23 protein-coding genes and 1 pseudogene are annotated in these 23,948 nt (G+C 50.3%); 9 read left to right on the top strand and 15 right to left on the bottom strand.

Annotated elements, in window-relative coordinates; genetic code table 11:
* Window positions 1-6: 6 nt before the first annotated feature.
* From BGO59_RS23430 to BGO59_RS23415, 5 genes and pseudogenes are all read right to left on the bottom strand, one after another.
* A pseudogene (locus BGO59_RS23430) lies at window positions 7-120 on the bottom strand (dienelactone hydrolase family protein); the annotation flags it as partial.
* A gap of 113 nt (window positions 121-233) precedes the next feature.
* Window positions 234-524, bottom strand: a complete 291-nt coding sequence (locus tag BGO59_RS23425) for an L-rhamnose mutarotase (RefSeq protein ID WP_293687549.1) — start codon at window positions 522-524, stop codon at window positions 234-236.
* Window positions 525-588: 64 nt separating this feature from the next.
* Window positions 589-753, bottom strand: coding sequence for a hypothetical protein (locus tag BGO59_RS23420; RefSeq protein WP_293687283.1), 165 nt, complete (start codon window positions 751-753; stop codon window positions 589-591).
* 125 nt (window positions 754-878) lie between these two features.
* Window positions 879-986 (bottom strand): putative collagen-binding domain-containing protein, encoded by a 108-nt coding sequence (locus BGO59_RS36460; RefSeq protein ID WP_365981589.1) that lies wholly within the window; start codon window positions 984-986, stop codon window positions 879-881.
* Entirely contained in the window at window positions 964-1,704 is a 741-nt protein-coding gene (locus BGO59_RS23415; RefSeq protein WP_293687282.1) for a DUF4038 domain-containing protein, read from the bottom strand. The genes BGO59_RS36460 and BGO59_RS23415 overlap by 23 nt, the downstream gene beginning before the upstream one ends.
* 287 nt (window positions 1,705-1,991) lie before the next feature.
* Here BGO59_RS23415 and BGO59_RS23410 point away from each other — a divergent pair, with 287 nt between their 5' ends.
* Window positions 1,992-2,756: a DeoR/GlpR family DNA-binding transcription regulator gene (locus BGO59_RS23410; RefSeq protein WP_365981588.1), complete on the top strand. Its 765-nt coding sequence runs from the start codon at window positions 1,992-1,994 to the stop codon at window positions 2,754-2,756.
* A gap of 367 nt (window positions 2,757-3,123) precedes the next feature.
* Here the strand turns inward: BGO59_RS23410 and BGO59_RS23405 are convergent, their stop codons facing one another.
* Together BGO59_RS23405 and BGO59_RS23400 are read right to left on the bottom strand one after the other, a co-directional pair.
* Window positions 3,124-3,804 carry a GNAT family N-acetyltransferase gene (locus BGO59_RS23405; protein ID WP_293687278.1) on the bottom strand — a complete coding sequence of 227 codons (681 nt, stop codon included), beginning with the start codon at window positions 3,802-3,804 and terminating at the stop codon, window positions 3,124-3,126.
* A 76-nt stretch (window positions 3,805-3,880) separates the two neighbouring features.
* Window positions 3,881-5,992 (bottom strand): glycoside hydrolase family 127 protein, encoded by a 2,112-nt coding sequence (locus tag BGO59_RS23400; RefSeq protein WP_293687276.1) that lies wholly within the window; start codon window positions 5,990-5,992, stop codon window positions 3,881-3,883.
* A gap of 146 nt (window positions 5,993-6,138) precedes the next feature.
* On the opposite strand from BGO59_RS23400, the gene BGO59_RS23395 reads away from it, so the two are divergent.
* Window positions 6,139-6,954 carry a hypothetical protein gene (locus BGO59_RS23395; protein WP_293687274.1) on the top strand — a complete coding sequence of 272 codons (816 nt, stop codon included), beginning with the start codon at window positions 6,139-6,141 and terminating at the stop codon, window positions 6,952-6,954.
* A 128-nt stretch (window positions 6,955-7,082) separates the two neighbouring features.
* Window positions 7,083-7,373, top strand: a complete 291-nt coding sequence (locus tag BGO59_RS23390) for a hypothetical protein (protein ID WP_293687272.1) — start codon at window positions 7,083-7,085, stop codon at window positions 7,371-7,373.
* Between the two features lie 106 nt (window positions 7,374-7,479).
* Here BGO59_RS23390 and BGO59_RS23385 read toward each other — a convergent pair whose 3' ends face one another.
* The 3 genes from BGO59_RS23385 to BGO59_RS23375 are packed head-to-tail and all read right to left on the bottom strand — an operon-like array spanning window position 7,480 to window position 8,847.
* Entirely contained in the window at window positions 7,480-8,043 is a 564-nt protein-coding gene (locus tag BGO59_RS23385) for a DUF4256 domain-containing protein (protein WP_293687270.1), read from the bottom strand.
* Entirely contained in the window at window positions 8,040-8,516 is a 477-nt protein-coding gene (locus tag BGO59_RS23380) for an SRPBCC domain-containing protein (RefSeq protein ID WP_293687268.1), read from the bottom strand. The genes BGO59_RS23385 and BGO59_RS23380 overlap by 4 nt, the downstream gene beginning before the upstream one ends.
* Before the next feature lie 7 nt (window positions 8,517-8,523).
* Window positions 8,524-8,847, bottom strand: coding sequence for a helix-turn-helix transcriptional regulator (locus tag BGO59_RS23375; RefSeq protein WP_293687266.1), 324 nt, complete (start codon window positions 8,845-8,847; stop codon window positions 8,524-8,526).
* A gap of 450 nt (window positions 8,848-9,297) precedes the next feature.
* Here BGO59_RS23375 and BGO59_RS23370 point away from each other — a divergent pair, with 450 nt between their 5' ends.
* The 3 genes from BGO59_RS23370 to BGO59_RS23360 all read left to right on the top strand — a co-directional run bounded on the left by BGO59_RS23370 (window position 9,298) and on the right by BGO59_RS23360 (window position 15,146).
* The gene (locus BGO59_RS23370) at window positions 9,298-10,467 is read left to right on the top strand and encodes an efflux RND transporter periplasmic adaptor subunit (protein WP_293687265.1); all 1,170 of its coding nucleotides are present in this window, start codon (window positions 9,298-9,300) and stop codon (window positions 10,465-10,467) included.
* 62 nt (window positions 10,468-10,529) lie between these two features.
* On the top strand, window positions 10,530-13,715 hold the full coding sequence (locus BGO59_RS23365; protein WP_293687263.1) for an efflux RND transporter permease subunit: 3,186 nt from the start codon (window positions 10,530-10,532) through the stop codon (window positions 13,713-13,715).
* Between the two features lie 3 nt (window positions 13,716-13,718).
* Entirely contained in the window at window positions 13,719-15,146 is a 1,428-nt protein-coding gene (locus tag BGO59_RS23360) for an efflux transporter outer membrane subunit (protein ID WP_293687262.1), read from the top strand.
* Window positions 15,147-15,170: 24 nt separating this feature from the next.
* Here the strand turns inward: BGO59_RS23360 and BGO59_RS23355 are convergent, their stop codons facing one another.
* Entirely contained in the window at window positions 15,171-16,925 is a 1,755-nt protein-coding gene (locus tag BGO59_RS23355; RefSeq protein WP_293687260.1) for a CocE/NonD family hydrolase, read from the bottom strand.
* Between BGO59_RS23355 and BGO59_RS23350 the strand changes: the two genes are divergently transcribed.
* Window positions 16,924-17,142 (top strand): hypothetical protein, encoded by a 219-nt coding sequence (locus BGO59_RS23350; protein WP_293687258.1) that lies wholly within the window; start codon window positions 16,924-16,926, stop codon window positions 17,140-17,142. The genes BGO59_RS23355 and BGO59_RS23350 overlap by 2 nt on opposite strands.
* Before the next feature lie 170 nt (window positions 17,143-17,312).
* Here the strand turns inward: BGO59_RS23350 and ppsA are convergent, their stop codons facing one another.
* Window positions 17,313-19,940: a phosphoenolpyruvate synthase gene (ppsA, locus tag BGO59_RS23345; RefSeq protein ID WP_293687256.1), complete on the bottom strand. Its 2,628-nt coding sequence runs from the start codon at window positions 19,938-19,940 to the stop codon at window positions 17,313-17,315.
* 82 nt (window positions 19,941-20,022) lie between these two features.
* Window positions 20,023-20,475: a MarR family transcriptional regulator gene (locus BGO59_RS23340; protein ID WP_293687547.1), complete on the bottom strand. Its 453-nt coding sequence runs from the start codon at window positions 20,473-20,475 to the stop codon at window positions 20,023-20,025.
* A gap of 185 nt (window positions 20,476-20,660) precedes the next feature.
* Here BGO59_RS23340 and BGO59_RS23335 point away from each other — a divergent pair, with 185 nt between their 5' ends.
* On the top strand, window positions 20,661-21,419 hold the full coding sequence (locus tag BGO59_RS23335) for a glucose 1-dehydrogenase (RefSeq protein ID WP_293687254.1): 759 nt from the start codon (window positions 20,661-20,663) through the stop codon (window positions 21,417-21,419).
* 77 nt (window positions 21,420-21,496) lie between these two features.
* Complete coding sequence (locus tag BGO59_RS23330; protein WP_293687252.1) at window positions 21,497-22,081, top strand: TetR/AcrR family transcriptional regulator; 585 nt, start codon at window positions 21,497-21,499, stop codon at window positions 22,079-22,081.
* A 56-nt stretch (window positions 22,082-22,137) separates the two neighbouring features.
* On the opposite strand, the gene BGO59_RS23325 is transcribed toward BGO59_RS23330, so the two are convergent.
* Window positions 22,138-23,073 (bottom strand): NADP-dependent oxidoreductase, encoded by a 936-nt coding sequence (locus tag BGO59_RS23325; protein ID WP_293687250.1) that lies wholly within the window; start codon window positions 23,071-23,073, stop codon window positions 22,138-22,140.
* Between the two features lie 7 nt (window positions 23,074-23,080).
* Window positions 23,081-23,884, bottom strand: a complete 804-nt coding sequence (locus tag BGO59_RS23320) for an enoyl-CoA hydratase/isomerase family protein (RefSeq protein ID WP_293687248.1) — start codon at window positions 23,882-23,884, stop codon at window positions 23,081-23,083.
* Between the last annotated feature and the right edge of the window lie 64 nt (window positions 23,885-23,948).

The raw sequence follows: 23,948 nt of genomic DNA, 5'->3' as shown, positions 1-23,948 counted from the left end.
TTAATGTTATGTTGATTTTGCGTTGAAAAAGGCAATCGTACGTTTCCTGGCTAACTCAGCTGCTGCATTGTCATAACGTGGAGTTGTGTCGTTATGAAAACCGTGATTGGCATGAACGTAGAAATTGCCAGCCTGAATTCTACGATTTGAAGCGTCGGGCCGGAATAATAGGCAAGTTTATTGTCTTTGCTTTGTCGGATCGGATAAAGGCCTTACTCAGGTAGTATCTTTAATTACACCCAAACTTCTCCTGGGCTCGTACCGGAAATGCCTTCTTGGTATTTCTTCATGCGGGTGTTCCAGCCATCGACACGTGGATTGTTTTCGGTGGTTTTGGTATTAAGTTTATCCAGACTTTTATGCTTCCGAATGCTGATTACCAGCATCAGTTGCCGACCGTTTCGGTATAACAGCAGCTGCTGAAACTGTGCATTGAAGAACCCGTCCGACACCTTCGACCATTTCTCAAACTGTGTGGCGTGGTAATCCAGGTATTCATTTAGGAGCCTGGGGTCAGCAACCAGATTGGCCGTAAGAATCGTATGAGTCTACTCACCGGCTATAGGGCCTGTTGAACATCGACTCCGGTTAAATTCGTGGAAACAGATAATAATAGGTTTTGACCGTTGGGGTTGGGCCGCGTTTGAATCGGCCGAGAATGGTAGAAGCCCAGCTAATCACGAACTGGTCGGCTACGTCGTCGTAAAACAGTTCGGGTGTCCAGATGATTACCGTTGTCTGTTCGTGTTCCATCAGCGGAATAAACCGCTCCAGCGATCAGTGAATGCAGTCCCTCGTTAGCCAGTTTATGAACTGAATAGATACATCTCTTTCGTGCAGGAGCTTATGGCAGTTGTTTACCCGTCGTGGGGGCTGTACTACGAAGCCGCTATCGTATTGCCTGGCAGTTTGCCCATGTTCAGCCTGATGGTGTGCCCAGTGTACGTATAAACCAGCGCGTAATCAGGGCCGCGACTGGCGACCAGATACTCGTACCGATTGTCCTGATTGGCGATGAGCGACTGGTCGGGACATCCAGGGTTCATTATGAAACCACTCCGACGACGATGAACGACCGCGTGGATGAAAGGTGATCAGGTGAGTTGTGTCGATCCGATTGAGGGTTTGGCCGATGGTTTTCCACACTTCCAGTAAGTCGCTGCCTTTGATGTCGCCCCCGTTTAGCCAGATGATGTTCGGTCGGTTTTGGTAGCGTTTTGCGAGGAACTCGGCGAAGGTTTTCGCCCGTTGCTGATCGACCAGTTTGCTCTTGACATTGTTGCCCCAAAGCGGCACCATCGCTATATATATGCCCTTTTCAGCAGCTTTGTTGACTACAAAATCAACATGGTCCCAGAAATCGTATTGGGTCGCGTCACTGAAAGAGGCCCCATCAGTGAGTTTCGGGGTTGCGATGTTTTTATTGATGAGGGCCGAATCGCCATAGACATTGGCGGCTGCCAGCGTATGCAAAACCATGACCTGCACAACGTTGAAGCCTTTCTGCTTTCGGTTTTCGAGATACTGTTCGGTTTCGTCGCGCGTCAGTCGGGTAAACAACAGCCAGCCCGTATCGCCCAACCAGAAAAAGGGTTTGTTAGTACCAATGGCCAGAAATCGGCCATTTTGGGAGACAGAAAGTTTAGGCGAATCGATTTTTTGGGCTTCCCCTGGGTAACCACAGGTCAGAAAGAGGACCAACATAAGGTATACAGGAAACAGGGTTTTAACCAGTGGGTTTAGCATGTACAAAGAATGAGATTTTCCAGTCCGGTAACTTGTATGATTTTTTCGGCGGTTTGTATGATTTTAGCAACGTGCCTGATGCGTTCCGATTAGCCGTTTTCGGTTTAGAGTGGGTGGCTATGGTTCATTGATAGACGAAGGAACAGGACTAATGCACTGAGCTTGTGTCGATGGCCTCACCAGATTGCCGAAGGGAATGATTCTTTTCTTTACTTTTGATTGTTTTCGATATGAAAGAAGTCAGTATGCTGCCGAACCAACGCCGGGATAAAATACTCGAACTGTTAAAGGAAGACGGATCTGCCAAGGTGGTCGACCTGGCCCGGATCTTCAAAGTGACCGAAGTGACGATTCGTCAGGACCTGGAGAAACTGGAAAAAGACGGTCTGGTCATTAAAGAACATGGGGGTGCTTATCTGAAAAACGTCGAAGATCAGGTGCGTACGTTTTCGCTCGGCAACCAGGAGAATATTGATAAGAAAGAAGCCATTGCCAACAAATGCCTGGAGTTTATCGAAAGTGGCGACAGCATCATTCTGGACTCCGGTTCGACAACGACCGAGATCGCTAAAAAGCTGCGGGGCTACAAAAACCTGACAGTCATTACCAACGCCCTGAATATTGCGCTGATTCTGGGAGCCGAACCCGGTATCGAGGTGATTATGACCGGGGGCGAGTTTAAGCCGCCTACCTTGTCGCTGACCGGGCAGAAAGCCGCCGATTTCTTCAAGGGAATCAATGTGCAGAAGTTGTTTTTGGCTACGGCAGGTATCTCCCTCAAATCGGGTCTGACCTATCCGAGTATCAGTGATCTGGTCGTCAAAAAAGCGATGATCGACGCGGCCGACACGACCTATCTAGTCGCTGATTCGACCAAGATCGGTAAAAGCGCTTTCGCCAGTCTGGGTGCTTTGTCGCTGATCGATTACATTATTACAGATGCGGGTATCGAAGAGAAACACAAGCAGGTGTTTCACGACAACGAAATCGAGCTGATTATTGCTACCTAGGGAGTACGTTTTTCTGACAGGATTTACAGGATGAACAGGATTATATGCCCAGAAGAATCCTGTTCATCCTGTAAATCCTGTCAGAAAACAGCTTACTCAAACAGCCAGTCGATATTCTTTTGGTGAGATTCGTCATCTCCATCATTTTTTCTGGAAGTTGTAGCATAGTAGCGGAATAGGGTATGGAGAAACGTCCTTGCTGCATACTCTAAACTAGTTCCGCTCATTTACTTACGCCCCATTATGGATTTTGGTATTCTATCGTGTTTATTATTGTTAATTCGGCACTGTTTATCCAGGTAGAGACGATGTATACACAAAGTGCTGGGCGAATTTCGCTCTAAAAAGTTAGCACTTGGTTATTCGTTTAGCTGCGTTTGATAAAGCAGAAATAAATTTCAGTCCTGACCTTGAAACCCATTGCTTCGTAAATCTGGATAGCCCGCTTGTTATCGGAGCGCACATGCAGGAAAGGAACACCATCGCTCTGCTGGATTCGGTAGAGCTGATTCGAGATCAGTTGCCGGGCGTAGCCCTTGCCCAGATGGTCGGGATGAGTACAGACGGCACTGACTTCAGCATAGTTGAACGGATTCAATCGCTGTCCGGTCATAGCCACTAGTTTATCTTCGTCGAAGATTCCTTCATAATGGCCGAATTCGATTGTCCGGGTTGAGAAGGGGCCGGGGCGGGTTAACTGAGTCAGGGCAAGCATGTCGGGAACATCCGCGCTTGTCAAGGGTCTGATCGGCAGGTTGGTTTGGGGCTTTTCGGCAACGGAATCGTAAACCATCTGTAAGCCATCTACCCGCTGCAAAAGCGTCCAGGGGGTAGGAATGGGTAATTGAATTGTCGTAATAAACCCAATCGGACTGTTAAAGGGAATTGCCGCATCGAGCAGGTGAAGATTCTGTGCTGTGTTTTCTTGCAGGGCAACGAACGGCGATACCTCAGGCATAAAGTACTTTACGTTGTCTGTACCATCACCTAAGTGTTTGTTGCCCGATACCAGGGCGTTCCAGGCGGGATTGTCTAATACATGCTCCATCAATTGCTACGGCTATCTAGAAGAGAAGCAATTTTAGGCGTAAACATGTTCCCGAATGCGTTTTGAACCGTTCAGATTATCGAATAAACGGAATCCAGACTTCCATTTCCGAATGGCCCCGGTTGGCCCAGGCGTAGTACGGAATCAGTCGTACGCGCGTGGAGGCCGGTGCTTTTTCGGAGACCTCCCGGTAGAGCTGGTTAGTCCAGTTGCTTTCAGTCAAAAGGCTGGCATCGCCTTCCAGTGCCAGCAGCGGACTATTCTTGATCGTGATGGGTATAGGTTTTAAGGTATTTCTCAGCGATAGGGCTACGCTCGTCAACTTCGTTTTTGGATTGTCGACCGATTCCAGACAGTAGACGAGGGGGCCACGCTTAACGGCTACCTGATTACGGTTTTCCTCAACCAGCGGATTCGATTCGATCAGTTTTACGGGCATCGGTAGGTTAATGTCGAGCTTGTCCCCGGCTTTCCAGACACGGTTGATCTCGGCATATTCGCCCGAACGGATAGGCGTTGAGACGGTTACGCCATTTATCTTGATGGTGGCCCCCTGACACCAGCCTGGAATCCGGACAAAAACAGAGAAGGGTTTTGCCGGAGCCTGTTCCAGTTGAAGGCTAATGACACCATCCCAGGGGTAATTGGTCGTTTGTGTCAGGCGAATAGGGGCACCGTCCTTCAGTGTGGCCGTCAACTGGCTACCGCCAAAGAGGTTTACCCACAGTCCTTTATCTGAAATGCTGTAGGCATAGCTGCTCACTTCGGCCATTGTCCGTACCGTGTTTGGTGGACAGCAGTTCGAGAGTCGGATATACGACTGCCGACCGCCCATCCAGCGCAGCTGATAGGGATAATCGTCTGACGCACTGAGCGGATTCGTATAGAAAAACGTCGTACCGCCCAGGTTTACGCCCGACAGGATAGCGTTGTATAACTCCAGTTCCATCACGTCGGCATATTTGGCCTGACCCGTAATCTGAAGCATCCGGTAATTCCAGAGCAGGTTGCCGATGTTGGCGCAGGTTTCGTTATGGGCCGAATGGTTGGGTAACTGATACGCCTTGCCATAAGCCTGATGAATTTTTTGGACTGTATCAGGTTTATACGACGTTCCTTCCGGCGAAACACCGTCGTATAGCGCCCCGCAGCCACCCGTTACATACATTTTCCGATTTACGACATCGTTCCACATCAGATCGAGCGTAGCCAGTAGCGTGCTGTCGCCGGTTTCGGCAAAGACATCGGCGGCTCCGGCAAACAGGTAATTGGCCCGAACGGCATGTCCGATCACTTTTTTCATTTGCCGAAACGGAACCCGGTCGGAGTTATCGTCGGTGCCTTCGGTCAGGCCCCGAATGTCGATCAGCTTTTTGGCGAGTGTCAGGTAGCGTGGGTCGTGGGTTGTCCGGTACATTTCGGTAATGCCCATATAATGCGACGGGCAAATGGCATTGCGGGCCTGTTCGGGGGTAGCCGTATCGTAAAACCCAATCAGAAAATCAGTAGCTTTTTTAGCAATGTTCAGGAGGGAGGTTTTGCCCGTTGCGCGGTAATGCACACAGGCGGCTGTCATCAGATGACCGAAGTTGTAGGCTTCAAAGCTAAGCTTATCGCGGAAGGCTGCCCCATCGGACATCTTTTTCTCGCCCAGCGTGGATTCGCCCGGCGTGGATTCGCCCGGCGTGGATTCGCCCAGCGTGGATTCGCCGGTCTTCTTTTGCTGGATGATCGCTTTGGTGTATACGTAGCCATCGGGGGCCTGTGCTTTGGCGATTACGGCAATGGCCCTATCCATCTGCTCGTCCAGCTTTTTATCCTTCGTGAGTGCATACATACTCGCCACCGACTCCAGCGTTTTGTAGAAATCCCCGTCGTGAAACGATGGCCCTTTGAAGTTCCCCGATTCCAGACCAGCGGCTATTTCAAAATTGCGGAAGGCATGACTTACGTTCGGATTGGTATACGTATCCCACAGATGCGGCACCATCGAATCGCGACAAACGGCAAAGCGGTCGGCCCAGAAACCGGTTGTCCATTTTACGGCGTTGAGGTCTGTACTTTCCAGCCGGGCAAACGAACTTTTCGACGTATTGACCAAGGCGTTCGTTTGGCCCCACACGGGTGAAAGTGATGCCACCGCAGTAGCTAGTAACGTATATCGGATCAGGAATCGGCAGGCGCTCATGACAGACGGATTGCATAAAAGACAAAATTAATAGTAATAATCCACTGTTAACTATGCGATTTTCTCCGTTGGTTATAGCATGTTAGCATGTAAACGAATCTCGGGTTATTCAGGAAATAACTATTCTTTTTAGTTATTTTTGTTACATGGCTAAGCAGGTGAATCAATATGACAAGATTTTCAGGGAGAATATAGAAGCTGTGCTGCCAAGTTTGATGGATACCATTCTTGGTATCACCGCCGTTGAACTTGAGGAGTTGCCAGACGATATTCAGCATACTAAAGAACGCAAGCCTGATGTCCTAAAAAAGATTACTGATGTGCACGGGACTACATTCGTACTTCACATCGAATTTCAGCTAGTAGATGAGCCAGAGATGGTTTACCGAATGGCTGAATATTTTATTATGCTGGTGAGAAAATATAAAACTGCTGTTCGGCAGTTCGTAATCTTTCTTGGAGCAAATCAACCGCAAATGCCAACCCAGCTAGATGTAGACGTTCTGCGATTCCGTTTTCCTCTGATTTCATTTATCCAGATCGATTACCGGCTTTTCCTAAAAGCGAATAAACCGGAAGAAATCCTTTTAGCCGTGTTAGCCAATTTTAACACTAGTAGTCCAGAAGCAGTTCTGAAAAGTATCATTGAACGTATTGAAGAAACAGCTAAAGGTGATTTTTCGTTGAGGAGATACTTCAGTCAATTGCGGGTATTAGCCCAATTACGTAATTTAGAGCTTGTATTAAAGACAACTATGGATAGTATTGCCAAGTTTATCAGCGAAGAAAGGGATGTCCTCTATTTGCGTGGATTCGACAAAGGTGAAGAGAAAGCTGAAGAGCGGGTTGTAAAAAATCTGCTTACTAAGCTATCCCTATCACTTGAGGAAGTTGCCGATATTGCAGGCGTCTCCGTCGAATTTGTGAACGATATACAGCAAAGGTTAACGAATGCTAAGTAAGTATGAATGGTGTACTCATGGGAATACAGTATATACACTTGCGAGAGATAAATCATTTTTTTATCTATTTACTTTGTAATACAAAGTTCTTTGGTAAATTTGCTTCCAGACTTTAAAACAGTACAGACATGATCACTCAGAACACAAGACTTACCGGGATTTTGGGGGCAGTAGTTATTCTATTATCGATTCCCTTTATTGCCATGCAGTTTACGAATGAGGTGAACTGGAGCCTTTTTGATTTTATCGTAGCGGGTACGCTGCTGCTCGGTACTGGGTTGATGTGTGAGCTGGTTTTGCGAACGGTACGCAAACGCGAATACCGACTTGCCCTCTGCGGTGCCATTCTGCTGGCGCTGGTGCTGATCTGGATCGAACTGGCCGTCGGTATTTTCGGAAGCCCGATTGCCGGGAGTTAGTGGAAGAAATATAAACTTGGTTTCTAAAACCGCAAGGACTCTATAGACGCAAAGAGAGTTATGATACTTCTTAGCGGCTTTAGCGTCCTTGCGGTTTAATTAAGCCCTAAACCCGAAGCGAGCCCCGGAAACCCCGAACGCCATAATAGGATTCGGCGCCATTGTGGTACACAAAAACCGTATCGTAGCGACGGTCGCAAAAGAGTGCTCCGCCCAGTTTTCGGATGGCCGGAGGGGTAGCGATCCAGCTCGATGTTTTCAGGTCGAACTTTCCGAGTGTCTGTAGCAGCCGATACTGCTCTTCTGTCAACAGTTCAACGCCCATTTCCACCGCCATATCCAGAGCGGTGTTGGCTGGTTTGTTTTCTTTTCTGGAGTCCAGTGCTTCCCGATCAAAGCAAACACTCCGGCGACCTTTAGGGGTTTCGGGCGAACAATCGAAAAAAATGTACTCACCCGTGCCCGTATCCTGACCGACCACATCTGGCTCACCACCCGTACGCTCCATTTCATACAGCGACCAAAGTTTTTCGGGAGCTGCTTCCAGCTTTGCCAGTACGGCTGTCCAATCAAGGCCTGTATGACGATTACTATTTTTTGCAAAACGCACGTTTAACGTATTGAGGAGTTCAGTCTGCTGATCGGGCGATAATTGCTGTTTATTGTTCATAAGGAGTTAGTGATCAACTTGTTTACGGTGTCCTGTAAGCGATTGTGAGCCATATTGATGCCTTTGGCAAAGGGCAGTTGTAATACCTGATCTCTGATCCCGACGGATCGGTATATGACATGCATCGTTAGTTGGCTGGTAGTCGGTGAGAGTTCGTCAAACGCCAGAAACTCAAGCTGAGCGCCAAAGGGGGCACTCTCCATTTCGAAGGTTCGGGTGATTTTCCGGTTCGGGACAAACTCGTGAAAAACTCCGTTGAAGCCGTGTTTATTCCCTATGGGGTCAGTGGTTTCGAATTGCCAGCTACCGTGTTTTTTAGGTTCCAGTTTCAGCACTTTCGTCCCCATCCATTGCTCCACCAGGTCGGGTTCTACATGCGCTTTAAATACTAGTTCGAGCGGCAGGTCAAACTCCCGTGTGATCACTAACTCCTGTTTGCCTGCTTCGGCATGGACTTTGGTTTTTGGCTCCATGTGGTTTCTATTGGTTGGCTTGATAGTTCTTCATGATGGCTTCCAGTTTGTTGAATCGATCATCCCACATCTGGCGGAACGGCTCGATAAAATCCGCTATTTCTTTCATCTTTTTGGGATTTAAATGGTAGTAGATTTCCCGCCCTGCCTGCTCCTGACGCAGTAATTCACATTCGGTAAGAATGTGCAGGTGTTTGGAAACGGTTGGCCGGGCCGTATCGAAGTTGGCGGCAATGGCACCGGCTGTCATCGCCTGCGAGGCTACCAGCAGCAGGATTGCCCGTCGGGTCGGGTCGGCTATGGCCTGAAATACATCTCGTCGTAAATTCATCGTGTAGCTATTTGACTACAAATATACATGTAGTTATTTGACTACACAAATAGTTGGGTAACGATTTTGCGTTTGTTCCTCGGCTATCTGCTGGGTTGTCAGGGGCAACGGTTGATACGTTAAGTCGTAAGGAAGATTTCTGCCGGTTTCCTCGGGAGCTTCAACGACAATAATCCAGTTTTCAGGCCAAAGTGACCAACCGAATTGGTCATCGAAAAAAAGAGGTTGGTCATTTTTAGTCGTTTTATCACGAAGATAGGAGCGTATTTTGTTCTCAGATGATCAGTCATTTATGGACTAGATCCCCGCCGACCTACAGTAAGCGTGGGTTGTGATTTAATTAATTTTTAATGTGGCTGGAATAGTTCAGGCCAAATTGCTGTTCCCAGTTGACGGGTAGTTTTTGACAGCCTATCAAAAACCACCCATCAACCACTGTTTTACAATCTGATGAAAGTTACTAAAACTATCCACAAGCAATCGTCGCGTTATCTGGCGTTGATACTGGTTATGAGCCAGTTTGGTTGTGGTTCCTCAACGAATGAAACGTCAGCTCCCACGCAGATTCCGACCCTGCCAGTCGTGCAGGTCAGAACGGCCTCGGTAACGACGTATCAGGAATTTTCGGCTACGCTGGAAGGGCGCGTTAATGTCGATATCCGGCCACAGGTGGAAGGGTATCTGGAAAAAATATACGTCGATGAAGGTGCTGCCGTTCGGAAAGGCCAGCCTCTGTTCCGCATCGATACCCGCACCTACCAGCAGCAGGTTGGCAATGCCGATGCCACCTTACTGGCGGCCAAGGCTAATCTGGATAAAGCCGCGCTGGAAGTGGCCCGGCTGACCCCCCTGGTCGAAAACAACGTTGTGTCGGATGTGCAGCTCAAAGCCGCGCAGTCGGCCTATGCGGCTGCGAAAGCCAATGTCGAACAGGCCCGCTCGATGGTGGGGAACGCCAATGTTAACCTGAACCGCACACTCATTACGTCGCCAGCCAGTGGGTTTATTGGTCGGTTGCCCTATAAAGCGGGGAGCCTGGTAGGGCGTTCGGAAGCGCTGCCCCTGACGACGGTGTCGGATGTTCACGACATCTACGCGTATTTCTCGATGGGCGAAGTTGATTTCCTGCGGTTTACCCGGCAGGCTGCGGGCGGAAGTCTGGCCGATAAGATTCGGAAGTTGCCCCCGGTTGAGCTGGTGCTGGCCGACGGCAAAGCCTACGGACAGAAAGGCCGGATCGAAATGGTATCCGGGCAGTTCGACAAAACGATGGGGGCCATTAGCTTCCGCGCCGTGTTTCCGAATGCGCAGGGTCTTCTGCGGTCGGGCATTACGGGTCGTGTCCGCATTCCCGAGCAACACCCGTCGGCGGTGGTCGTACCACAGGAAGCAACCTTCGAGCGGCAGGACCGTGTGTTTGTGTTTGCCGTTGCCGACAGTAACAAGGTGGTGAGCAAACCGCTCCAGATTGCCGGGAAGAGCGGCAATTTCTACCTGATCGACAACGGGATTCGGCCGGGCGAGCGCATTGTGCGGGAGGGAATCGATCGACTTCGCGATGGCGATGCTATCACGCCCCGACTGATTGCCAGCGATAGTCTGGTCAGTCGTTCACTGTAAGAATTCAGATCCATTCATCGGGCTGATCAACCTGATCTAATTGGCCCGTTTCTGGTAAAACTATGCTTAAATTATTCATCGAACGCCCGGTTCTGGCCACAGTTATTTCCATATTGCTGGTCATTCTGGGAGGGATTTCTCTGGTGACACTACCCGTCACGCAGTTTCCCGAAATCGCCCCACCCAGTGTGCAGGTAGCCGCATCGTATCCCGGTGCCAATGCCGAAGTGGTGGCCCGCTCCGTGGCGACACCGCTCGAAGAGGCTATCAACGGGGTCGAAAACATGACCTATATGACGTCGTCGTCGGGTAACGATGGGTCGGTGGCGATCAACATTTATTTCAAGCTGGGCACCAACCCCGACCTGGCTGCTGTAAACGTGCAGAACCGGGTTGCCAAAGCGACGAGTCTGCTGCCTACCGAAGTGATTCAGGCTGGTATTTCGACGCAGAAACAGCAGAACAGCATGATCATGATCCTCAACCTGAACAGCAATGCGGCCGTTTATGACGAAACGTTTTTGCAGAACTATGCCAAAATTAACCTGATTCCAGAGTTACAGCGGGTGAATGGGGTAGGGCAGGTGATGGTCTTCGGTGTGAAGGATTACTCCATGCGAATCTGGCTAAAGCCAGATCGGCTGGTGGCGCTCGGTTTGTCGCCCCAGGAGGTTATTGGCGCCATTCGGGAGCAGAATCTGGAAGCAGCCCCCGGTAAAATCGGGGAGAAAAGTGAGGAAGCTTTTGAGTACGTCATTAAATACAAGGGTAAACTCAACCAGCCGGAGCAGTACGAAAACATTATCCTGAAAGCCAACGCCGATGGGTCGATGGTGCAGCTCAAGGACGTAGCACGGATTGAATTTGGGTCGTTTACGTACAGTGGTGATACCAGGGTGAATGGGAAACCCAGTGTCGGAATCGCCATCAACCAGATGGCGGGATCGAATGCCAACGACATCCAGGTGGCTATTCTGGCAATCATGGACAAAGCCGCCGGGGCGTTTCCTAAAGGGATCAACTACACCATTGGCTATAGCACCAAAACGTTTCTGGACGAATCCATCGACCAGGTGACGCACACACTGATCGAAGCGTTTATTCTGGTGTTCATCGTGGTGTTTCTGTTTTTGCAGGACTTCCGTTCAACGCTCATTCCGGCCATTGCGGTGCCGGTGGCCATTATCGGTACGTTCTTTTTCATGCAACTGTTCGGCTTTACGATCAACCTGCTGACGCTCTTCGCGCTGGTGCTGGCCATTGGGATTGTGGTCGATGATGCGATTGTCGTGGTTGAAGCGGTTCACGCCAAAATGGAAAAGAGTCGGCAGTCGGCCCGGTCGGCCACGCTCCAGTCCATGCAGGAAATTTCGGGAGCTATCGTCTCTATTACGCTGGTCATGGCCGCCGTGTTCGTGCCAGTCGGGTTTATGAACGGTCCGGCAGGGGTTTTCTACCAGCAGTTTGCATTCACGCTAGCCATCGCCATTCTGATTTCGGCGGTCAATGCGCTAACGCTGAGTCCGGCTTTATGCGCCCTACTGCTGAAAAATCCGCATGGCGACGATACGCATCATCCGAAAAAAGGATTTCTGAACCGCTTCTTCGATGCCTTCAACGCGGGTTTTGCATCGCTGACAAACAAATACGTGGGTAGCCTGCGGTTTCTGATTCAGAATAAATGGGTTGGGTTAAGCGGATTGGCGCTGGTAACGGCCCTAACCGTTTTCCTGATGCGGACCACGCCTACGGGTTTTATTCCTTCCGAAGATCAGGGGTTCATCGCGTATTCGCTGAAGCTTCCGGCGGGGGCATCCCTACAGCGAACGCAGAAAGTGGCCGATAAAATTGAAGGGATTCTGCACAAAACGCAGGCCGTTGAGCAGCATATTGAAATCAGCGGATTCAACATGATCGCCAACTCGGCAAGTCCGTCCTATGCGGCCGGATTCGTCAAGATGAAACCGTATGAAGAGCGGGGTGCCGTGAAAGAGTTGCAGCAGGTGGTCGATACGGTGAGCAGGCAGGTAGCGGGTGTGGAAGAAGGCCGGGTCGATGTGTTTACCATGCCTACGGTGCCGGGTTTCAGTAACGTGGATGGGTTTGAATTGCTGTTGCAGGATCGGACTGGCGGTAAGCTCGACAAGCTCAGCGCGACGGCCAATGCCTTCATCGAAGAACTGCAAAAACGCCCCGAAATCGCAGCTGCTTTCACGACCTTCGACACGCAGACGCCCCAGTTCGAACTGGAACTGGACGTGAAGAAAGCCAAGCAGCTCGGCATTTCGACCAATGATATTCTGCAAACGATGCAGGTATACTACGGTAGTTCGTTCGCGTCGGACTTCAACCGATTTGGTAAATTCTACCGCGTTATTGCCCAGGCCGACGCGCCGTATCGGGCCGATCCGGCGTCGCTGAACAGTATTTACGTGAAAAACTCCGTTGGTCAGATGGTCCCCATGACGACGGTGGCTAGGTTGAAACGCGTATACGGACCCGAAGCCATCACCCGTAACAACCTCTTCACTTCGGTGGCCATCAACGGACAGGCTAAGCCGGGCTACAGCACGGGCGATGCCATCCGGGCGGTGGAGGAAGTGGCGAAGACCAAACTACCCGTGGGCTACACCTACGAGTGGACGGGCATGACGCGGGAAGAAATTGCGGCTGGTGGTCAGTCGAGTCTGATTTTCGGGCTTAGCCTGGTCTTTGTCTATTTTCTGCTGGCGGCTCAGTACGAAAGCTACGTATTGCCCTGGGCGGTGCTGCTCTCCATTCCGACGGGGATTCTGGGCGTGTTCCTGTTTATCAATCTGGCAGGTATCGACAACAACATTTACGTGCAGGTCGGTCTGATTATGCTTATTGGGTTGCTGGCGAAAAATGCGATTCTGATTGTTGAATACGCCACCCAGCGCCGACAGGCGGGGATGGGTCTGCTGGCATCGGCGCTCGATGCGGCCCGGCTACGGCTACGCCCGATTCTGATGACTTCGTTTGCGTTTATCGTCGGTCTGATTCCGCTGATGGGAGCCACGGGCGCATCGGCCAAGGGAAATCACTCAATTAGCATCGGTACGGCGGGGGGAATGCTGACCGGCGTTCTGCTGGGGCTGTTTATCATTCCTGTGCTGTTTGTCATTTTTCAGGGGATTCAGGAGAAGATCAAACGGCCTAAAACGCCCGAAGAACGCAAAGCGCTGGCCGAAGAAGCCTTCGCCAGCCACCCCATAACTCGTAATTAAATCATGACACGACCTTATTTTTCGTCGTCTCGCCTTTTCATTGGCATACTCATACTTACCCTGCTCGTTTCGGGCTGTAAAGTAGGGCAGAACTACCGACGCCCGACCGTTCAGCTACCGGAACAATACGCAGAGCGCCCATTGGTCGACACGTCCAGCGTAGCGCTGATGCCTTGGCGGCAGTTTTTTCGGGATACCGACTTGCAGAACCTGATCAGCACGGCGCTGACGAACAACTTCGATTTACAGGTAGCTATCAAACGAATCGAGGAAAATCAGGCCTATGTTCGGCAGACACGCTATGCGCTGTTACCTGCCGTCAACGGGCAAGTAGCTGCATCGACCGTTACGCCCTCGCGTAACAGCCTGAACGGTCTGAGCCTGGAAAATTTTATTGGTACCCGGCATCTGGAAGACTACTCGGCCAACCTGGCGTTATCCTGGGAGGCCGACATCTGGGGACGCATCCGGCGGCAGAATGAAGCCACACGGGCCCAATTCCTGCAAACCGAAGAAGCGGCCAAAGCGGTGCGTACGAATCTGGTAGCCAGCGTAGCAACGGGCTACTTCAACGTCTTGCTGCTCGACGCTCAACTGGAGATTGCAAAGCGGAACGTTGCCCTGGGGGATTCCATTGTGCGGCTGATCCGACTTCAGAAACAGTCGGGCGACGTAACCGAATTGGCGGTGCAACAGGCCGAAGCCCAGCGTCAGAATGCCGATCTGCTTCGGTCGCAGCTGGAACAGGCGCTGGCGATTGAACAGAACGGAATCCGGCAACTACTGGGCGACTGGCCCGGCACCATTGCCCGTAGCAGCCGACTCGCCACCTACCCGGTGGCGGATACGTTGCTGACGGGCGTACCGGCCCAGTTGCTGGCCAACCGACCCGATGTTCGGGTGAGTGAATTGAGCCTGGTGGCTGCCAATGCCCGGGCTGGTGTGGCCGAAGCGAGTCTGTATCCCGCTCTGACTATCACCGGTAGTGCTGGTCTAAATTCCTTTCAGGCCAGCAACTGGTTTGCACTACCCAACTCCCTGTTCTATAACCTGGCGGCTGGTCTGGTACAACCCATATTCCAGCGTCGTCAGCTTCGAACCCAACTGGAAGTGAGTCAGATTCAGCGGGAGGCCGCATTGGTTCAGTTTCGGCAGAGTTTGAATACGGCCGTCACCGACGTATCGAACGCGCTGGTGCGGCACGAGAAAGTACAGGAGCAGGAACGGATTGCCACGGCACGTGCCCAAACCTTGCAGGGGGCCATCAACAATGCCAAACTACTGTTCAAAAGTGGAATGGCAACCTATCTGGAAGTCATCACGGCCCAGAGCAATGCCCTTCAGGCCGAGCTGGCCGTAGCCGATATCAAACGACAGCGGCTTAGTGCCATGGTCGACGTCTACCGATCTTTGGGTGGCGGGTGGCGGTAAAGTCGCCATTCGCGCAGACGAACATCATCGCCAGACTGGTATGCGGATGTAGCTGTTCGTGTACCAGTTTATTCGTAGCGGCTCTTTGGCATCGTGTATGGACTCCGTGCTTACGTCGTTGCCGGTCCCATAGTTCAGTTGCGAAAAGGGATTTTTGTTGACGTTGATCGCCACCACCAGCCGACTGCCTTTGCTCAGTTGTTTACTGACCAGGTGCGTGTTTGATACGTCAATGGTCGTTTGGGCATTAGGTGTCAGCAAGGTTCGTTTGGTGATGTCGTTTGCATAACTCGCCCGACCGATGTAATACGACAGGTGAAAGTAATCGCCAGCCGGAGTCAGTTCGTAAAGTGTAACGCCAAGGTCTACATCCTTTTTGTTGATGCTGATATTCAGTTGGGCCAGAAAGGAGCCATTGATGAGCATCGACTCCGACAACGGTTCGCTGATGAAAACAAACCCATTGCTGGTGTCGATCTCTTTCCGCGAAATGGGGTCGGGGTAGTAGTTGTTAGTGCTGGTTTGCCGGTCTGCGAAATCAACCTGCTGCGACAAATAGCCTGTTTTAGCGGGCTTCGTAGGGCGTAAGGCATAAAAATCGCCTGTTTTCTGGTCGGTCAGGTAAAAGGTTAAGTAGGCATTGTGCATCTTGTCGAGCGAAGGCGCACTACGCCAGCTATTGGCACCCATCACTTCGTAATTGATTTTATCGGCCAGCATTTCAGGCTTTGGTCCCTGTTTCAGGATGTGGTCGAACCACTGATAGGTTATTTTTTTGATGTCGAACAACGCAACCGAATCGACCGAATAGCCATTGATTACGCGCTCGCCACCAATCTGTGTTCCAAAATGGCCGTAAGGACCAATGACCAGGTAACAGGGTGTTTGGGGGGCATACTTCTGAAGCTCCCGCAGGTAATACAGACTCGAATTCTGGGAGTCGTTATAGTAGCCGTCGAAAGCCAGAATGGGGATGTTTATGCTGGCAAAATCACGTTCGTAGGGTGCCATTTTCTGCCAGTAGCGGTCGAAGTTGGGGTGGCTGATCCAGCGCTGAAACCACTTGTTGGGCGTTCCGTCGAGGCTATCCATCCTGTTGTAAGCCACACCACTTTGCCACCAGTCGAACATCATTTTTCGGAACCGCTTCCGGTCATTGCCGACCAGGGTGTCGAGGTATTTGTTGTTGCCTACATAGAACGACCATTCGTAATTAGGATTGACGAATACGTTGTTCTCCATCGGCAACCCCATGCCCGGCCGGTTGGCTACATACGGTACGATGGTTTTAAGGGCAGGGTGTAGTTTTTTGCAGGCTGCCCATTGCGAGAAACCGTTATAGCTGCCGCCAAACATACCGACGCTGCCGTTGCACCAGGGCTGTCGGCTAATCCAGTCGATTACGTCGTAGGTGTCGGTTGCTTCATGTTCATACGGATAGATGGCGTTGGGACTAAACCGTTTTCCGCGGGTATAGGCAATGACGCCCACATACCCCCGGTCGGCCGACTCTTTCAACGACTTCATGTCTCGTCCTTTATCCCGTACATAAATCGTAAACTGTAGGACGACGGGCAGGGGCTCGGTTACGCCTTTCTTTCGGACAACCATTGCCGATATGCTGGCTCCATCCTGGGTAGTAATCAATACGTTATCCTGAATGTCGTATGGGCTGGTTGCGTCATTGGCTTTTGTGCTGACTGTTTGTTGGGCAATGCTGATGAAGGACGATAAAAACAGAAGCGAGAGGTAAAGAAGGCGTTTACGGATTATTCGCATGATTGACGATTCGTTGTATCGTATTATCAGCCGTTACCAGCCAATGACACGATACAAGGACGCGTTTTTGGATAAGAAGCTGCAAAAGCAGGCTAAATGGGAGAAACGTTTTATCAATGTCTTTTTTTCATCCCGACCGGTCCGCCGGGAAGATAAAAACATTCATTATGATTTGATTATGGAAGGTTTTAACAGCGAACCTGGATTAACTTTCTGAAACTGGGCTACAGCAAGTGTGTTTTTTGTCATTGCGACGCAGGAGCAATCTTCGGAATAGTAGCTTTTATGAGTGTCCGAAGATTGCTCCTGCGTCGCAATGACAAAAACGTCTATCGCAAAAAAATTAAAACAGGTTCAGCTTTCAAAAAGACTTATACCCTCTCCGGCTTACAGGATTTCAATATACCCCTCGGTGCCGTTTAGCCGGATTCGTTGCTCATCTTTGATCAACTTCGTTGCCTGATCGATGCCCACAACGGCGGGTAAGCCATACTCACGGGCTATAACGGCTCCGTGGGTCATCAGGCCACCGACTTCAGTAACCAGCCCTTTGATGGCGACAAACAGGGGTGTCCAGCTCGGGTCGGTAAAGGGCGTGACGAGAATATCGCCTTCTTCCAGCTCGGCATCTTCCATCTTCAGAATGACCCGCGCCCGTCCCTCAATCACGCCCGCCGAAACGGGTAATCCGACAATAGCATCGGCCGGGAGATTGTCGCGTTTGTACTGACCCGTAATGATTTCACCGTCGGATGTCATCACCCGTGGAGGTGTTAGTTTTTCAAAGCGTTTGTAGTCGTCTTTTCGCTGATTGATCAGGTCATAGCCCAGCGTATGGGTGCGGATGACTTCGCGGAGTTCGTCCAATCTGAGGTAAAACAGGTCTTCTTTTTCGTGAAGAACGCCCGCCTGCACGAGTCGCCCGGCTTCTTTTAACAGCGCCTGTTTAAAAACGAAATAGCGACTGACGATGCCGTATTTAGGATACTCCCGATACCCGGCCAGGTTACGAACCAGGTCGATCATGCGGCTCGTTTCGTTCACTTTCTCGTCGCCATCCGGTAATTGCTTCAGCCGGGCCAGAATCTCCTGTTTTTTGGCCATCGCTTCCCGCAACCCCCGCTCAAACCGCCGACTACTTTCGCCCGGTTCAAAGTTTTTGATGTTGCTTAGAATCAGCGGGATAAGCGTAGCCGGTTTTTCGCTCCATCGGGGTCTCGTAATGTCGATTTCTCCGGCACATCGCATGCCGTATCTGGTCAGAAAAATGTTGATGGCGTTACGGGCTTCTGGTCCACCGGCCACCGTAGCCAGCTCATCCAGGAAATGAGCGTCTTGTTCCTGCGCAAGGTTACCCCGTTGTAAATAGGCAATTACGTCAGGATAAGGGCGAATGGCATCGGCCACATCCAGCAAGGCCAGTCCCATTTCGGATGTGATATTGTTCGGCACCGATTGCGTCAGTGTGTCGGCTACGGCTTTTTCACCCAACCACATCTCCATATGTTCGTTGAGCCAGGAGGCCGCGTTCATGCCTGTCATGATAACCCCGAAACTTTGCGAATCAGCCGCACCTCGTTTCGACTGTTGGGTTGTTTCCTGAATAAAATCGATCAGGTCTGTGCCCGATTTTGATTGAATCGCCTGTTTTAGTTCCGCTATGGCTGTTTCACTGCGACCGATCAATTCCGAAACAATAGCCGGATCGTAGTCGGCCAGGGTTTGGTAATCGACGGGCGGTGGGCCTGGAGGACTTTGGGCTGGAACCGCTTCCGGCTGCTCTGGCACCGATTTGATGAAATCGCCACGCTCCAGCAGGGTCATAAACGCGTCTCTGATAAGCGGGTCCGATTTGCCTAATACATTAACCAGCATGTGTCGTTTGACAGGCGATGCCAGATCATCGGCCACATCCACGAAAATCCGTCCACCCGCCGTGGGCATCGGTCGGCCCGCCGTCAGTTGCCACATAGCTATGCCTAACGGCTTCATGGCATCGGTCATCATTTGCTGGTGTCCAACCGATACATACACATGGGGGGCTTTATCAGCCACTTCCGGGAGGGGAAACAAAGTCGTGATGGGCCGACTCTGGACAACGTAAACCGACTGGTCTACTAGACACCATTCGATGTCCTGCGACTGGCCGAAATGGGCTTCAACTGTACGGCCGATGCGTTCTAACTGCAAAACCTGCTCGTCCGTTAGCGCTGACTGGTATTGTTGCTCTGCTTCAACGGCTTTTTCGATTGTGCCCCCCTTTTCGGCAGCATAAATAGCCAGTTTCTTAGCCGGGATTTTTTTCTCGATCACTTCGCCATTACGCACTTTATACGTATCAGCATTGACCAGACCCGCGACCAAGGCTTCACCAAGTCCGAAACTGGCGTCGATGGATACGATCTTACGATTACCCGAAACCGGATCGGCCGTAAACAGAATGCCCGCTGTCTGCGGAAAAACCATCTTCTGAACCACCACCGCCAGCCGGATGTTGCGGTGGTCGAAGCCATGCTGAATGCGGTAGGTTACGGCCCGCTCGGTGAACAGCGATGCCCAGCATTTACTCATATGCCGTAGAATGGCTTCCGCACCAATGATATTAAGATACGTATCCTGCTGACCGGCAAAGGAAGCGGTAGGCAAATCCTCGGCGGTGGCGCTGGACCGTACCGCATAAGCCTCCTGTTCACCATACGTTTTGAGGTGTTCCGTAATCGCTCCGGCCAGAGCCTGGGGAATGGGAATGGCTTCAATAGCCGCGCGGAGTTGGGCGCTGAGTGCACTGATCTCATTCCGCTTGTCGATGGATAGAAGCGCCAGTTGGCTGAGCAGTGAATGGGCAGTTTCGTTCTGTGCCACAAGCTCGTTATAGGCTTCCGTCGTTATGCAAAAGCCTGCGGGTACGTTTATGCCCGGCATCCGAGACAACTCTCCCAGGTTAGCCCCTTTGCCCCCGACAACGTTGAGCTTTGTTCTGTCTATATGTTGAAAATCAATGGTGTAATGGTTCATGTAAGGGTCGAATGATTGAATGGTTGAATTGTTGAATGGTTGTATGGAATACTGTATATGTTTCACTCTGTCAATCGACAAGTCAATCATTCAACAAGTCAATCATTTCATTCATCAGGGCAATCGCTTTTGTAAAATAGGTGTCAATGATGGCACGCTCCTCGTCCGAAAAGGAAGCCAGAAGCTGTTGCGACTGGCTGCGGAAGTCTCGGTAAAGGGGTTCCAGCAACGCCATGATCGTTTCCGTGTTGGGTATAATGAAAACCTTCCGTCGATCGTCGGCGGCAAACTTGCGGCTTACCAGCCCTTTCTTTTCAAATCGATCGATCAAGCCCGTAACAGCTCCCGTTGTCAGACCCGTCAACGTCGCCAGTTCCCCCGCTGTCATCTGCCCTTTTTCGATCAGGAAGCCCAGGTATTTATGGTCAGTACCCGAAATTCCAGCCTTACGGGCCACGGCTTCGTGCATCTGAATAGAGGTGAAGGCGTATAGCTGGCTAAGTTTTCTTGTGGTTTTAACAGCATCATTAAGCATCATATATCTTAGTATCTGAATATCTTAGAAACAAAGATAATTGGATAAATTGAAAATTCACTACTCATGTGCAAGAGCTTATCGATTGGGCGCCTGATTTTTTTAAATTTATTTGGAACAATCGTTCCGTTATGACTATGTTTGCGGAACGATTGTTCCAGTATTGGACCTAAATTGATGAAAAAATGAGTAGACTAAGTAATAAGATCGCCGTGATTACCGGCGGAAATTCGGGGATCGGTTTTGCCACCGCCCAACAATTTATTGCAGAAGGAGCCAACGTCATTATCACCGGACGTAACCAGCAGGCCATTGATGAAGCGGTAAAAAAACTAGGTGACAAGGCCATCGGTATTCTTTCGGACGCGTCCAGCATCAGCGACACGGAAGCACTGGTCGAAACGGTAAAGGCACGGTATGGTCGGGTCGATGTACTGGTCGTTAACGCCGGGGTTAATTTTATGGAGCCAGTAGGCCAGATTACCGAAAAAGGCTTCGACTATATTGCCAACATTAACCTGAAAGGGGCTATTTTCACCGTCGAGAAGTTTATCCCCATCCTGGCCGAAGGCGCTTCCGTTATCAATATCACCTCCGTTAGCGCATTTGTCGTTGGTATGGGAACGACGGTATACGCAGCCAGTAAAGCCGCGCTCACCGCGTACAGCCGAACGGCCGCCATCGAGTTGGCTCCCCGAAAAATCCGGGTCAATACCATTGCCCCAGCTATGACCGAAACCGAAATCTTCCATAAAGGAAACGGGACTTTTACGGCAGATATGATTGCGTTTACCAAAAACAAAATGCCGTTTAAACGCTACGGCCATCCAGCCGAAGTGGCAAAACTGGCGGTTTTCCTGGCTTCCGACGATGCCTCCTTTATTTCGGGTAGTGAATACGTGATTGATGGAGCCGCTTCTGTTAATGAGCCGTTTAGAGTGTAAATTTTTTTACCATAAACTGGAACGATCGTTCCGGTGTTATACCTTTGTGAAGAGGATTTTCTTCACAAAGGTTTTTTATGGCAAGAACAAAATTGTTTGACGAAGCGCTTATCCTGAACAAAGCCATGAATTTGTTTTGGGAAAAGGGCTATAACGCCACGTCGGCGCAGGATTTAGTAGACGGGCTGAACATCAGCCGTTCGAGCTTGTACGATACGTTTGGCGACAAACATTCGCTGTTTGTAAAAGCCCTGAAATTATACCGGGAAGAGCGGATCGATCCCGTACTCAACGGGCTGGCGTCGGCCAACGATATGGAGCAATATATCCGGGATGTGTTTACCACGGTTAAAGAAGATGCCCTGAACGATGCCTGTTCAAAAGGATGTTTTATGGTCAATTCGGCCGTAGAGATGGCTCCCACCGATCCAGAAATTGCATCGATTGTACAGGGCATTATGGTCGATACAGAAAAGACCATTACGCAGGCTATAACCCTAGGGCAGGAGCGGGGTTTATTCTCCACCAGACATTCGGCTCAGTCGTTAGCGAGGTTTGTTTTTAACGCCCTGAACGGGTTACGCGTTACCGTTAAGTTTGATACGGACAAACGCATGTTCGAAGATATTGTCGATGTGAGTCTGGCTGCCTTGAAAATATAATACTCATTCGATACCTTAGTCGAATGAGTATTAGTTAAATCGTATGGGGCTTATTTTCAAACTGTTACCACTATCTTGCCGACCGTTCGGCCACTTTCAACCAGCCGATTCGCTGCCGCCATTTCTACGAAAGGAAATGTCCTGAAAAGGGTACTATGGATTGCCCCGCTCTTCAGTAGTGAAGCTACCTGATGCATATCATCGCCATTTGACTGGACCAGCATAAAGGAAGCATTAACCCCTTTTTGCTTCGCCTTTTCTGCGGCTACATCGCTTATACTGGTAGATATACTGATAATAGTACCGCCTTTTTTTGTCGCATCTATAGACCGATTGAGGTTATCTCCGCCTATCGTATCGAGTACGAAATCGAATTCGTCCAGAGTATTGTCCCAGTCGTAATTCTGGTAGTCAATGTGTGTATCGGCTCCAAGGCTTAGCACAAAATCTTTGTTGGCTCCCGACGACGTACCCGTAACATAAGCGCCCAGGTGCTTGGCTAGCTGAACCGCCAGATGGCCAACTCCTCCTGATGCCGCATGGATAAGTACCTTTTGACCAACTTTCACCTGCGCTTTTTTTACCAAAGCCTGCCAGGCTGTAAGTGCCGTCAATGTAGTTGCTGCGGCTTCTTCATGGGAAATCGTCGTGGGTTTTAGAGCGAGCTGCGAGGCCGGTGCTGACACATACTCTGCATAGGCTTTCCCATGACCAGGGAAGTTGATCATGCCGAACACCTGATCGCCTACAGTAAACAATTCTGACTGTGTTTCGACCACTTCGCCGGAAATATCCCAACCGATAATGAGCGGATTCTGGTCTTTGATCATCCCGTATAAACCATGGCCTGCTCGTGTTTTCACATCAATAGGATTGATGCTAATCGCTTTGATCCGTATGAGCACGTCCCCAGTGCTGATCTTTGGTTTCTCGAGTTCTATCTGTTCCAGTTGAGTGGTGTCTCCGGGTGCTTTTAAGCGTATTGCTTTCATTGTCGATTTAGAGATAACGGCCCAGGTTCAGTTCCACATCGCTATATTGTTGTAAGCCCTTGCCAAACAGCGATTTTACCCGTTCCTGGCTTTCTTGCCAGCCGAGGGCGGCAAAGAAACGTTGCTGAGTATCCAGTATATGTTCATTTTGGGGTAGAGGTGCTCGTTGGTTCATGATGGACTTGACCGAAACAATGGCCTGCCTGTCGAAAGAGGCAATTCGTTTGGCAAAGTTGTCTACGAAGCTATCCAACTCATTGTCTGGTATTGCCCGATTTATCCACCCATACAACGCTGCAGTTTCTGCATCATAATCATCGCCACTCAGAATAATTTCCAGGGCTCGGGCTTTGCCCGTTAATAGATGTAGCCGTTCTAGCCCACCTCCGCCGGGAAATGAGCCAATACCAATCTCTGGCTGAGATAAAATCGTTTTTTCTTTACTGGCGAATCGAATATCAAAAGCCTGAACAAACTCACTGCCTATGGCTCTGGCCCTCCCCCGAATAGAGGCTATGCTAACAAATGGGGCCTGTTCTAATCGTTTGGCAAGGTCGGGCCAAGCTACCGGGAGGCCAGTTTTACCAATTCCTTTCGGAAAATCAGCGGCATGTAGTAGCTCAATGTGGGCGACAAAAAAGTCAGGATTAGCTGTTTCAAAAACAACAACCTTCAGGTCTTCACTGGCTTCCAGTTCGTCCATCAATACAGCCAATTGTCGGGAAAACTCGGCATCAAATAAATTGATAGGTGGATTATTAATGATGACCTTCCAGTAGGCGTCGCTTACTTTGTTCGTTGTGAAAATCATAATTCGTGCATGTTGTGGGCACAAAATTGATTGACAACTTTTTTGACCAGTAACACAAAGCCCG

The organism is Spirosoma sp. 48-14, from assembly GCF_001898575.1.
Classification (GTDB): Bacteria; Bacteroidota; Bacteroidia; order Cytophagales; family Spirosomataceae; genus Spirosoma.
This window is presented reverse-complemented; position numbering and strand designations above follow the sequence as displayed.